Raw genomic sequence first — 13069 nt, forward strand, 5'->3', positions numbered from 1 at the left:
AAGAAATTTTTGAAATTTCCGAAGCTTAGACTATAGAATAACCTAACATTTTAGTCAAGTATTATTTAGAGGTCTTTTTCTTGAGCGAGAAGGCTTTGGCGAGCTTGAGATCCTCGTTGGCCCTAGGCTTCAAGGACTTGATTTGAGCTTCTAAACGCTCAATCGTTTGGTTTTGTTTTCTAATGGCCGACATTAAATGATCGATATTTTTATGCATGGGATCAGGCTCATCTTTACCCACTGCATAAGCGTTAAAGGCTGGCAATTGCACCGCACTTTTTTGTTTTGTTTTGCCTTCTTCTTCAACAATGCGCGCAGGAATACCGACGGCCGTCGCTTTAGCTGGCACGTCTTTCACCACCACTGCATTGGATCCGATTTTAGCTCCGCGTCCGATGGTAATAGGGCCTAAGATTTTGGCGCCCGCACCAATAACGACACCTTGCTTTAACGTAGGATGACGCTTACCTTTATTCCAAGATGTGCCCCCTAATGTGACGCCATGATAGAGCGTGCAATCATCTTCAATTATCGCGGTTTCACCAATCACGACCCCCATACCATGATCAATGAATACACGACGACCAATTGTCGCGCCTGGATGAATTTCAATACCGGTGAACCAACGACCGATATGAGAAATCATGCGACCTAACCAGTAAAATTTAATTTGCCAAAAAGCGTGAGCTAGTCGGTGAATGAGTAATGCATGCACACCAGGGTAGGTCGTTAGTACTTCAAGTGTTGACCTCGCGGCTGGGTCGCGTTCAAACACAATAGCAATATCTTCTCTAATTTTTTTAAACATAATTGAAATTATCGCATGAAACGCTAAACTTGACTAAATTGCTAGGTTAATAAAAAACCTTCATTAAGATTTTATTTTTTTTTGAACCTGCGTTAATATGCCGCGCAGAATATTGACTTCATCGATCTCGAGTTGTGCTCTCGTGAAAAGAATATGAAGCCGTTGCATCAAACGCTCACCTTGAACCTTATCTAGGAAATCAATTTCGTCTAGCATGATTTCTAAATGCGACAAGAATCCCATCAAGCTATCATGATCCGCTAAGAGATCTAAGTCTTTGATATAGAGCTTAGGTGAATTTGTTGAGATGCTTGACTGCCTTAATTCGTGACATACCACTTGCACGGCTTGGGCTAAATTAAGCGATGAGTAATTTGGGTTAGCATTAATAAAACTTAACATTTGGCATTGATTTGTTTCAAGATTTGAAAGGCCACTCGTTTCATTACCAAAGACAAAAGCCACATCAGACTGATCTGCAATACGAATCATTTCGTTTGCGACTTCACGAATATCTAAATAGGGTTGAGATAATTCGCGTCTTCTTGCAGACAAACCTACAGCGAGCTTGACACCTTTTAAAGCACTCTTTAAATCATCGACAACGTGCGCATTCATTAGAATATCATCAGCCCCCGACGCCATTGCAGTCGCTTCAGAATGTGGAAATTTTTTAGGTGATACGAGATAAAGCGAATGAATGCCCATCGTCTTCATCGCACGCGCAGTAGCGCCAATATTACCTGGATGACTTGTCTGGCAAAGAATAATTCGAATTCGATTGAGTGCTTCTGAAGTAGCGACCATGGAGTTCCTTCATGTAAAATAGCATTTTATCAAGTCTATAAAAAAACAAAGATTTAAATAGACACGTTCTTATAAAAAAGAAAGAAATCCATTTATGCATCCGATGTTAAACATTGCAGTGAAGGCAGCTAGGCGCGCAGGCGCCATTATTAATCGAGCATCGCAAGATATCGGAACTTTAACTATTAAAAGTAAAAACTTTAACGACTTTGTAAGTGAAGTCGATGTCGCGGCTGAGCGCGCAATTATTGATACCTTAAAAGATGCATATCCTACACATGGTTTCTTAGGGGAAGAATCAGGTTCGACATCGCATCAAAGTGATTTCATTTGGATCATTGACCCATTAGATGGCACCACAAATTTCTTACATGGCTTTCCACAGTATTGCGTATCAATTGCGTTGCAACATAAAGGTGAGATCACTCAAGCGGTCATCTACGAACCTAATCGAAATGATTTATATACAGCGACCAAAGGGCGTGGTGCGTTCTTAAATGACAAACGTATCCGCGTTTCGAAATGTGACAAGCTTCAAGAGTCTTTAATTGGCACAGGTTTTCCATTTCGTGACTTTAAGCACCTTGATACTTATTTAGGTATGTTTAAATCCATGCTTCAAAAAACAACAGGCATTAGACGGCCAGGTTCAGCTGCGCTAGATTTAGCTTACGTTGCCAATGGATCGCTTGATGGTTTTTGGGAAATAGGTTTATCCCCATGGGATATTGCAGCGGGCGGACTTTTGGTTCGAGAAGCAGGTGGCATTATTTCAAACTTAAATGGCAAAGAGGGCTGGCTTCAGTCCGGCAACATCTTAGCTGCCTCACCTAAAATTTATGATGCCATGGTCGAAACCTTGGCGCCGCACTTAACAAACGATATTAAAGTTTAGTGGTGATGACCACCCGCACCGTGCACGTGCTGGTGTGATACTTCTTCTTGATTTGCAGAGCGTACATCTTTAATAGTCGCTTTAAAAATAATACGTTGACCAGCCCATGGATGATTACCGTCAACGACAACTTTTCCATCGGCAATATTGGTTACTGTATATAAGATGACTTCACCGGTTTCATCCTCCCCTTCGAATTGCGCACCTTCTTTCAAATTTTCTGGAGGAAAAGCTGACGCAGGCTCTATTTGTACAAGTTCTGCATCGTATTCTCCAAAAGCATCTACAGGTTCCAGGGCTAATTCAATTGTGTCGCCAATATTTTTTCCATGCATTGCTTCTTCCACTTTTGGAAAAATATTGTCATAGCCGCCATGAAGATAAGCTACAGGCTGATCACTTGATTCCAAAATAACGCCATCAGCATCTTTAAGTTCATAGGTCATGGTGACCACTGTGTTCATGGAGACTTGCATAAAAATTTCCTTCAAATGTTTTTTAATATTTTATAGGGGATGAAAGGAGTGAGGTGCGACTTTTTATAATTATTTTAATGCCCGTGATCGTGATCAAGGAGGGTGTAAAAATTAGAGGGCTTCAGAATCGTAGGTTTTGCAACCTTTAATTGTTTTGGATAATCGCGACTAAAGTGAAGCCCGCGACTTTCATGTCGTGCGATGGCTGACTCCACAATGAGTTCTGCTACCTGCAAAAGATTTCTTAACTCAATGAGATTGTGACTTACTTTAAAGTTGGTATAAAACTCATGCACTTCATCACGTAACATATGAATACGATGAAGCGCGCGTGATAAACGTTTATTGGTTCTCACAATACCCACATAATTCCACATGAATCTTCGTAATTCATTCCAAGTGTGGGTGATTAGAATTTCTTCATCCGCATCGGTTACACGACTCTCATCCCAGTGAGGTAAATCAAAACTGGATACATCTACTTTTGAATTCAGAATATGTTTTGCGACCGCATCACCAAATACCAAGCATTCAAGAAGTGAATTGCTCGCCAAACGGTTCGCGCCATGAAGGCCTGTGTAAGCAGTTTCACCAATCGCATAAAGATGCGCTAAATCGGTTTGACCCGATAAATCAGTCATCACACCGCCGCAGCTATAGTGAGCAGCAGGGACTACTGGGATCCATTCTTTCGTGATGTCGATCCCTAATTCTAAACAGCGTGCATAGATCGTCGGAAAATGTGACTTAATAAAATCAGGGGCCTTATGTGAGATATCTAAATAGACACAATCGATACCGCGCTTCTTCATTTCAAAGTCAATCGCTCGTGCCACAATATCACGCGAGGCTAGTTCGCCTCTTTCATCATATTCATCCATGAAGCGAGATCCGTCGGGCAATTTTAAAAGGCCGCCTTCACCTCTTACAATTTCAGAGATTAAAAAAGATTTAGCTTTAGGGTGGAATAGGCAGGTTGGATGAAATTGGATGAATTCCATATTAGCAACCCTGCAACCCGCACGCCAAGCCATCGCTACACCATCCCCTGTACTCACATCAGGGTTCGTTGTATAGAGATAGACTTTACTCACGCCACCCGCTGCAAGAATCGTCTCGTGCGACGCGATTGTAATCACTTTGCCGGTTTTATTATTTAAGACATAAGCACCTAAGCATCGATTCGATTTAATTTTTGTAACTTTTAAAGATTTGTTTTCTGTGATGAGGTCGACCGCAATATGGTTTTCTAGCATCGTGATATTAGGATGTGATTTAACTTGATCACTTAAAGTTTTTTGTATCGCACGACCCGTGGCATCTTTGGCATGCACGACGCGCCTGTGGCTATGCCCACCTTCTTGAGTTAAATGAAATTGTTGTGTGGCTTCATCTCGACTAAAGGGTACATCTAAATCGATAAGCCACTGAATGGCTTCCTGACCATGAGATGCCACAAAGCTTGCCACCTTAGGGTCCGTTAAACCACCCCCTACAAATTCGGTATCCTTCGCATGACTTTCAACGGAGTCGTCACTCGACATGACGGCAGCAACCCCGCCTTGGGCCCACTGACTTGAGCTATCTAAAATCTCACGCTTACTCACAATGAGTACTTTTTTATGGTCCGCGAGTTTAAGCGCTGAGGTAAGTCCGGCTAGACCGCTTCCTATAATGAGCACATCACAACGTAACATTTTTAGTATTTTCCATGAACTAATTAAAAGAGAGGGCGTCAATCAACATATATATAGTATGTTTTAGGTTTTTTTTATTTTTAAGATTCATTCAGGGGTTTATAAAATACGATGCCAAGACTTAACAATAACATAGAACAAACTAAATTATCACTCGTTCAAGATAGGCCTGCCGTGTATACTTCAGAGCATGTTGAATCATCGCCAAGCCAACCTGTGAGTGACAAAATAGAAAATCCGAATCGTGCACTTGATCAAGTTCTAGTGGAAAGTGCGCAAAAAGGGGATAAAAAAGCCTTTGGTCTTTTGGTTGAAAAATACCATAGAAAATTAGGCCGTATTCTCACCCGCATGGTGCGCGATCAAACTGAAATTGAAGATATCGTGCAAGAGACTTTTATCAAAGCCTATCGTGCACTCCCTAACTTTAGGGGCGATAGTGCCTTTTATACATGGCTCTATCGTATTGGCATTAATACGGCAAAAAATCATTTAGTCGCGATGGGTAAACGCCCACGTAACATGACTGAGTTTGAAAATGAAGACGGTGAGTTTGAAGAAACCCATCAAGTGGCGGAAGCTGATAATCCAGAGACCACGCTTTTGACTAAAGAGATTGGTATTACGGTCAATACTGCGATTGAATCTTTACCAGAAGAATTAAAAGTCGCGATTACATTACGCGAAATTGAAGGTTTAAGTTATGAAGAAATTGCGGAGCTCATGGATTGCCCCATTGGCACGGTGCGTTCACGTATTTTTAGAGCGCGTGAAACAATTGCAGAGAAATTAAAACCATTATTGTCACAACACAATAATAAACGTTGGTAGATTTATTTTTAAAGGAAAAGCGATATGAAAGAAAAAATTTCAACACTCCTCGATGACGAGCTCGATATTAAAAGCTCAAGTCATACAGTGTCGGAGATTATTAAGGACAAACGTTTACGTGAACGTTTTGAAGCCTATCAATTGATTCGTGATGCTATGAAAAACGAATTAAGTGATGCCACACTTTCATCTCAATCTATCTTAGATGCGATTGATAAAGAGCCTATCCAAATTCAATTCAATAACCATAAAAAACTATCCGATGTGATGGCTATCGCAAGTCCCGATTGGATGTCATGGCGGATCGCGGCATCATTTATCGCGGTGCTTTTTGTGGGCGCTATGATCACGATGAATCCACTTCGTATGAACACATCAAATGCTGTTGAAATTGCACAAGATATTCCAAATGAATATATTGAAGCACATCAAATGTTAGCGCCGACGAATGTCGCGTTATATGTTGAAACACAAGCCAAATAATTTTTTTATGCAGCGATTTGTTGTTGGCCTCACACTTTTTCTTTTAAGTTTTTGTGCACAAAGCGTAGAGGATCCTTGGCTTCATTTAGAAAAAGCGGCGCAAGCTGCTCGTAAATTAAGTTACAAAGGTATTTTTCTTTATCAAAATCATCAAGATGTTCGTTCCATCGAAATCACACATTTAAATAATGGCGCAGAAGAATTCGCGCGTATCGTGACTTTAGATGGCAAGCCTCGTGAAGCTTTGTCGCGTGGTAATAATATGGTGGTCTTTAATCCAAGCAAAGAAAATGTCATGATTCAAACAAGACAGAATCAAAGTCTTTTCCCTGCTATTTTGCCGCCAGATATTGAAAGTGTGAAAGCGATTTATACGCTTCGCTTTGTCGATCAAGAACGTGTGGGCGGTCGCGAAGCACAAATCGTCTACCTTGAACCTAGAGACGAGTATCGATATCTTTATAAATTATGGTTGGATAAAGAATATGGCTTGATTTTAAAAATGAGCATCCTTGATCACCAACAAAAAGTGATTGAGCAAGCGAGCTTTAATCAAATTGCTTTATTTAGCGGGCAAGATTTAAATTGGTTTAAACCCAATGTGGATACGCATAAAAAATATATCATGGATGACGCGTCTAATAATAAAGTATCACATGAAAAATATTGCACGATTGCCAATTTACCGACCGGCTATCGAGAAGTAAGTCACGTCACAAGAATGATGGGTAATCAACCACACCCCGTGCATCATTGGATATTTTCAGACGGACTTTCTTTTGTATCTTTATTTGTAAATCAGATTCCAAAGGGTCAGAAATCACGTATAGGTGAAACGCAGGTCGGCTCATCACATATCTTTGCACGTGTGATGAACGGGAATCAAATTATGGTCGTAGGTGAAGTACCACAGGCGACGATTCAAAAAATTTCGAATTCGATTCAAGATATCAAAGTACATTAAATGATCGAAGAAGAAGCGATTGTCATTAAAGCGTCAAAAGAAAATGTCACACTCGAAGTAGTTCGAAGTAAGCCGTGTGGTTTATGCGGACAGGTAAGAGGATGTGGCAATTCTATTTGGGGCAAAATTTTTTCTCACCGTTCCGGCCATATTGAAACTCACAATAATTTAAATGCCAAACTAGGTGACGTTGTGATTTTAGGTATTGATGAAACATTGATGCTTAAAAGCGCACTCATGCTCTATGGTGTGCCCATCTTATGTATGTTTTTAGGTATGGTGATGGCCAATAGTTTTGTAAAAGAGATGAAAGAGTTCTTTTCACTTATAGGTGCTGTGACGGGTTTGTTTTTAGGTGTTGTGGTGATTAAGCGCATCATCAATGAAAAGATGCAGATGTTTTATAACGAAGCACAATTAATTCGATTTAAATAATTTAATTTAAGGAATTTATAGACCATGATAAGACGTTTTTTTTATGTATGCCTACTTCAATTATGCATAGTGACTGGTTTAGTTGCGAAGGAACTTCCAGACTTTACTGAGCTTGCTGAAAAACAAAGTCCAGTGGTGGTGAATATTAGTTCGATTCAAAAAAATCGTCAAAATCCAATGATGCAAGGTTCACCTGAAGATGAGCAGATGCAGGAATTCTTTAAGCGTTTTGGTATTCCAGTGCCTCCAGGTATGCCACCGCATAATGGTCGCGGCCAACAAGGCGCGCCTGAAAAGCAAGTGTATGCTACAGGCTCTGGATTTATTGTGACGGGCGATGGTTATGTCTTAACGAATGCGCATGTGGTGAAAGACGCTGATGAAGTGATGGTGAAATTAAATGATAAGCGTGAATTTAAAGCGAAAGTTATCGGCATTGATTTAAGAACCGATGTCGCTGTTTTAAAATTGAATGCAACTAATTTACCAAAAGTTGCTATTGGTAATCCTGACACCATTAAAGTCGGTGAATGGGTGGCAGCAATTGGTGCACCTTTCGGTTTAGAAAATACGATGACTGTAGGCATTGTGAGCGCTAAAGGTCGCGCACTCCCGCAAGAAAATTTTGTGCCGTTTATTCAAACCGATGTGGCTATTAATCCAGGTAACTCAGGTGGTCCTTTATTTAACTTAAAGGGCGAAGTGATTGGAATCAATTCACAAATTTATAGCCGTACCGGTGGCTATATGGGGCTCTCATTTGCGATTCCTATTAATGTGGCGATGGATGTCATGAATCAACTTAAAGCAAATGGAAAAGTGATTCGTGGTTGGTTAGGTATTGCGATTCAAGAAGTAACAAAAGAACTCTCCGAGTCATTCGGCATGAAAAATACCAACGGTGCGTTAGTCGCAGGTATCGAAAAAGGCGCGCCTGCAGATAAAGGCGGTCTCCAACCGGGTGATGTCATTACTAAATTTGATGGCAAGGCCATTGAATCTTCTTCTGATTTACCAAAAGCTGTGGGTAATACAAAACCGGGTAAAACAGTGGTAGCTGAAGTCTTCAGAAAAGGTAATGTGAAGATACTTAACTTAACGGTAGGTGAAATGCCGTCCGATCAATCTGAGGTGATTGCAAATAATAAGACGCCTGAAAAAGCCGAAGTGAATCGTCTAGGCTTAGTCTTAAAAGAAGCGCCTCCTCAACAACGTAAAAAAATGAATGGCAAAAAAGGCTTACTCGTTGTCGATGCCCAAGGCTCAGCCGCAGCAGCAGGCATTCGTCGCGGTGATATTGTCTTAGCCCTTAATAATAGTGAAGTAGAAAGTGCTGACACTTTTGCGAAAGAAGTCGCGACTATTCCAAACGGCAAGACTGTAGCACTCCTCATTTTACGAAATGACGAAACGCTTTATGTGCCGGTTAAGATCACGAATGAGCGATAAATTAAGCTAGGCACAAAGGCTTTGTTGTAAAATACATGCTTTCAATCAAAGGCGCTTAAAGAGTTTTAAGCGCCTTTGTTATTAGGTAACCGAAGGCGTCATTATTCTTGATGGATAACATTAGAAACTTTTCAATTATCGCGCATATCGATCACGGCAAATCGACATTGGCTGATCGTATTATTCAAACCTGTGGTGGTTTATCGGATCGCGAGATGGAAGCGCAAGTATTAGATTCTATGGATCTTGAACGCGAGCGCGGTATTACCATCAAAGCACAAACAGCAGCCCTTCAATACAAAGCCTTAGACGGCAAAATCTACAACCTTAATCTTATCGATACACCAGGGCATGTCGACTTTACTTATGAAGTCAGCCGTTCTTTGGCTGCCTGTGAAGGTGCACTTTTAGTGGTAGATGCAAGCCAAGGGGTTGAGGCACAAACGGTCGCCAATTGTTATACCGCAATCGATCAAGGCGTAGAAGTCACCCCTGTGTTAAATAAAATTGATTTGCCATCCGCCGATCCTGATCGTGTGATTGAAGAAATTGGTGATGTGATAGGTATTGATGCGACCGATGCGATACGCTGCTCTGCTAAAACAGGTGAGGGCATTCAAGATGTATTAGAAACGATTGTCTCCAAAGTGCCACCTCCAAAAGGGGATGCAACGCAACCTTTAAAGGCATTAATCATTGACGCATGGTTTGATAACTATGTGGGTGTGGTGATGTTAGTCCGTGTGGTTGATGGTGTCTTAAAACCAAAAGATAAAATTAAATTGATGGCGACAGGCGATCAATATTTATGTGAGCAAGTCGGTGTCTTCACCCCAAAATCGAGAAGCAAAGAGTCTCTTTCCGCAGGTGAGGTAGGTTTTATCATTGCAGGTATTAAAGAATTAGCGAGCGCCAAAGTGGGCGATACGGTGACGATCGCAGATAAGCCAGCCGCTGAAGCTTTAGGTGGTTTTAAGGAAGTAAAGCCCCAAGTCTTCGCAGGACTTTATCCTGTCGAGTCGAATCAATTCGAAGCGTTAAGAACCGCTTTAGAAAAATTAAGTTTAAATGATTCATCGCTTCGCTTTGAACCGGAAAATTCAACAGCGTTAGGTTTTGGATTCCGATGTGGTTTCTTAGGCCTTCTTCATATGGATATCGTGCAAGAACGTTTAGAGCGCGAGTACGATATGGATTTAATTACAACTGCTCCGACTGTGGTCTATGAACTTTTAAAAAGAGATGGTGAAGTCACACAAATTGAAAACCCATCTAAATTACCTGACACCTCTCGCATCGAAGAAATAAGAGAGCCCATTATTCTGATTAATTTATTGATGCCGCAAGATTATGTTGGCCCTGTCATGACCTTATGTAATGGTAAGCGTGGTATTCAAAAAAATATGCAGTACTTAGGTCGCCAAGTGATGTTGACTTATGAGATGCCATTGAATGAAGTAGTGCTCGATTTTTTTGATCGATTGAAATCGATTTCAAAAGGTTACGCATCGATGGATTATGAATTCTTAGAATTTAGAGCGGCTGATTTAGTGAAGCTTGATATCATGGTGAATGGCGATCGGGTCGATGCGCTTTCTTTAATTGTGCATCGTTCGAATAGTGTTTACCGTGGACGTGAAGTGGCGGCCAAAATGCGTGAATTGATTCCACGACAAATGTTTGACGTGGCCATTCAAGCCTCTATTGGGGCTAACATCATTGCACGCGAGACAGTCAAAGCGATGCGTAAGAACGTTCTCGCTAAATGTTATGGTGGCGATATTACACGTAAGAAGAAATTACTAGAAAAACAAAAAGAGGGTAAGAAGCGCATGAAGCAAGTAGGCAATGTTGAAATTCCTCAAGAAGCGTTCTTAGCTATTTTAAGGGTGGAAGAAAAATGATTTTTGCTTTAATTATGGTTATTGTGTTAACAATCACAGGGCTCATTTGGCTTTTCGATATTTTTATTTTTAGCAAAAAAAGAGCAGCGAATGCAAAAGAACACATACTCATTGAATATTCAAAAAGTTTTTTCCCAGTTATCTTTTTAGTATTTTTTATTCGTTCATTTATTGCAGAACCTTTTAAGATTCCTTCAGGTTCGATGATGCCAACCCTTTTAGCCGGCGACTTTATTCTCGTGAATAAATTTACTTATGGTATTCGTGTCCCTATTTTAAATCACACGATGATAGAAGTAGGTTTACCTAAACGTGGAGACGTCTTCGTGTTTCACTACCCACCGAAACCCTCTATTGATTATATTAAGCGTGTAGTGGGTCTTCCAGGCGATGTGATTGAATACAAAAGTAAAACACTTTTTGTGAATGGCAAAAAGATGGAGCAAACATTTGTCGATAAATATCCTTACACCATGAATGAGATTCATCATATTGAAGCGAAGGAATTTAAAGAAGCTTTAGGCGATGTGAATCACTCGATTCTCATCCATGATTTACCGGGTGACGATTTCAAATTCGAAGTCCCTAAAGACCATTACTTAGCGTTCGGTGATAATCGAGATAATAGTGCTGATAGCCGTGTCTGGGGATTTGTGCCTGAACATCATTTAGTGGGCCGTGCTTTTTTTATTTGGTTTAACTTCAGCGAATTTAAACGTATAGGATCTATCATTCGTTAATGGATAAAGAACGCCAAGCTTCATTAAGTAGGATCATTCATTACACATTTAATGATCCTTCTTTTATGATCATGGCACTCACACATCGCAGTTTCTCGGCCCAACACAATGAGCGTCTCGAATTCTTGGGCGACAGCGTATTAAGTTTTCTTATTGCAAGCGAACTCTACAAAAGATTTCCTCGTATCGATGAGGGAGATTTGAGTCGCTTACGTGCACAACTCGTGAAAGAAAGTTCATTGAGTGCTATTGCGACATCGATGGGCTTAGGTGACTTTATTCGATTAGGTGAGGGTGAACTTAAAAGTGCAGGATGGCGACGTCCATCTATTCTCGCAGACACTTTTGAATCCATCATCGGCGCTATCTATTTAGACGGGGGTATTGAGCCCACACATCAATTTGTTTCACGTTGCTTTGAAACACAATTGAATGAAATTGATCCTAAGCTTATTCAAAAAGATGCTAAAACATTATTGCAAGAATTATTACAAAGTAAGAAGAGTGATTTGCCTATTTACAACGTGGTTTCAATTGAAGGTGAAGCGCATAGCCAAACCTTTACCATTGAATGTCATATCAAGAAATCAAATATTAAAACGCAAGGTGTGGGTAATAGCCGCCGCATAGCAGAGCAAGAAGCAGCATCTAAAGCTTATCACTTGATGTTGGAGTCTATGTAAGTGAGTGAACATCAAATCACACGTTGCGGTACGATTGCTATCGTAGGACGGCCCAATGTGGGTAAATCGACACTGCTTAATTATTTGGTGGGCAGTAAAATCAGTATCACCTCCAAAAAAGCACAGACTACACGTTATCAATTGTTAGGCATTCAAACGATTGATGACACCCAATTTCTTTTTATAGACACACCCGGTTTTCAACTTAAACATTTAAATCTTATGAATAAAGGTTTAAATAAAACAGTCAATCAAGTTTTAGGTGATGTGGATGTCGTTCTCTTTGTGATTGAGTCTCGAGGCATGACAGAAGAAGATCAAGCGGTGTTGAAATTGATTCCTAAAGATCGACCCACGATTCTCGTCATGAATAAAGTCGATTTAATGAAAGATAAGAACACACTCTTAAAAGAAATTAAAACATTAAGTGAGTCCTATAGCTTTAAAGCGATGGTCCCTGTATCTGCTAAAAAAAATAAACACCTCGATCATTTATTGTCGACGGTGCGAGATTTTTTACCTGAACAACCTTTTATTTATGGTGAAGATGAAATTACCGATAAGAGTGAGCGCTTTTTAGCGTCTGAAATTATTCGTGAAAAAATATTTCGCTTAACAGGACAAGAGGTACCTTACTCCATTGCAGTTGAAATTGAAAAATTTGAAGTCGAAGGTCATTTGCGTCGTATTTTTGCTGCCATCATTGTCGATAAAGAAAGTCAGAAACCGATGCTGATAGGTAAAGACGGTGAAAAGCTAAAACAGATTTCAACTGAATCCAGACAAGATATGGAAGAACTCTTTGGTGGCAAGGTATGGCTTGAGACTTGGGTGAAAGTCAAAAGTGGCTGGTCAACCGATCAGCGCGTTTTAAAATCATTAGGCCTTTAATTTTAA

At 40.4% G+C, this 13069-nt stretch carries 14 protein-coding genes; 10 read left to right on the forward strand and 4 right to left on the reverse strand.

Annotated elements, in window-relative coordinates:
- Positions 1–61: 61 nt before the first annotated feature.
- Positions 62–808: a serine O-acetyltransferase gene (cysE, locus tag FIT61_RS02255; RefSeq protein ID WP_139882960.1), complete on the reverse strand. Its 747-nt coding sequence runs from the start codon at positions 806–808 to the stop codon at positions 62–64.
- Between the two features lie 63 nt (positions 809–871).
- Positions 872–1615, reverse strand: coding sequence for an RNA methyltransferase (locus FIT61_RS02260; protein WP_139873225.1), 744 nt, complete (start codon positions 1613–1615; stop codon positions 872–874).
- Between the two features lie 94 nt (positions 1616–1709).
- On the opposite strand from FIT61_RS02260, the gene FIT61_RS02265 reads away from it, so the two are divergent.
- A complete protein-coding gene (locus FIT61_RS02265) occupies positions 1710–2510 on the forward strand; it encodes an inositol monophosphatase family protein (protein WP_139882962.1) in 801 nt (266 codons plus the stop codon).
- Here FIT61_RS02265 and FIT61_RS02270 read toward each other — a convergent pair.
- Both FIT61_RS02270 and nadB read right to left on the reverse strand, forming a co-directional pair.
- Complete coding sequence (locus tag FIT61_RS02270; RefSeq protein ID WP_139873227.1) at positions 2507–2986, reverse strand: FKBP-type peptidyl-prolyl cis-trans isomerase; 480 nt, start codon at positions 2984–2986, stop codon at positions 2507–2509. The genes FIT61_RS02265 and FIT61_RS02270 overlap by 4 nt on opposite strands.
- Before the next feature lie 74 nt (positions 2987–3060).
- On the reverse strand, positions 3061–4683 hold the full coding sequence (gene nadB, locus FIT61_RS02275; RefSeq protein ID WP_139882964.1) for an L-aspartate oxidase: 1623 nt from the start codon (positions 4681–4683) through the stop codon (positions 3061–3063).
- Positions 4684–4794: 111 nt separating this feature from the next.
- Between nadB and rpoE the strand changes: the two genes are divergently transcribed.
- From rpoE to era, 9 genes are all read left to right on the forward strand, one after another.
- Positions 4795–5514, forward strand: a complete 720-nt coding sequence (gene rpoE / locus FIT61_RS02280) for an RNA polymerase sigma factor RpoE (RefSeq protein WP_139873229.1) — start codon at positions 4795–4797, stop codon at positions 5512–5514.
- Between the two features lie 24 nt (positions 5515–5538).
- Positions 5539–5997 carry a sigma-E factor negative regulatory protein gene (locus tag FIT61_RS02285; protein WP_139873230.1) on the forward strand — a complete coding sequence of 153 codons (459 nt, stop codon included), beginning with the start codon at positions 5539–5541 and terminating at the stop codon, positions 5995–5997.
- A gap of 7 nt (positions 5998–6004) precedes the next feature.
- The gene (locus FIT61_RS02290; protein ID WP_187351822.1) at positions 6005–6961 is read left to right on the forward strand and encodes a MucB/RseB C-terminal domain-containing protein; all 957 of its coding nucleotides are present in this window, start codon (positions 6005–6007) and stop codon (positions 6959–6961) included.
- A complete protein-coding gene (locus FIT61_RS02295) occupies positions 6962–7396 on the forward strand; it encodes a SoxR reducing system RseC family protein (protein ID WP_139882965.1) in 435 nt (144 codons plus the stop codon).
- 24 nt (positions 7397–7420) lie between these two features.
- Positions 7421–8845 carry a DegQ family serine endoprotease gene (locus FIT61_RS02300; protein ID WP_139882966.1) on the forward strand — a complete coding sequence of 475 codons (1425 nt, stop codon included), beginning with the start codon at positions 7421–7423 and terminating at the stop codon, positions 8843–8845.
- A 107-nt stretch (positions 8846–8952) separates the two neighbouring features.
- Positions 8953–10749 carry a translation elongation factor 4 gene (gene lepA / locus FIT61_RS02305; protein ID WP_222845046.1) on the forward strand — a complete coding sequence of 599 codons (1797 nt, stop codon included), beginning with the start codon at positions 8953–8955 and terminating at the stop codon, positions 10747–10749.
- On the forward strand, positions 10746–11489 hold the full coding sequence (lepB, locus tag FIT61_RS02310; RefSeq protein WP_139882968.1) for a signal peptidase I: 744 nt from the start codon (positions 10746–10748) through the stop codon (positions 11487–11489). Before lepA ends, lepB begins: the two co-directional genes overlap by 4 nt.
- Positions 11489–12172, forward strand: a complete 684-nt coding sequence (gene rnc, locus FIT61_RS02315) for a ribonuclease III (RefSeq protein ID WP_139873236.1) — start codon at positions 11489–11491, stop codon at positions 12170–12172. The genes lepB and rnc overlap by 1 nt, the downstream gene beginning before the upstream one ends.
- Positions 12173–13063, forward strand: a complete 891-nt coding sequence (gene era / locus FIT61_RS02320) for a GTPase Era (RefSeq protein ID WP_139882969.1) — start codon at positions 12173–12175, stop codon at positions 13061–13063.
- Positions 13064–13069 lie beyond the last annotated feature (6 nt).

The sequence above is a fragment of the Candidatus Methylopumilus rimovensis genome, assembly GCF_006364615.1.
GTDB classification, from domain to species: domain Bacteria; phylum Pseudomonadota; class Gammaproteobacteria; order Burkholderiales; family Methylophilaceae; genus Methylopumilus; species Methylopumilus rimovensis.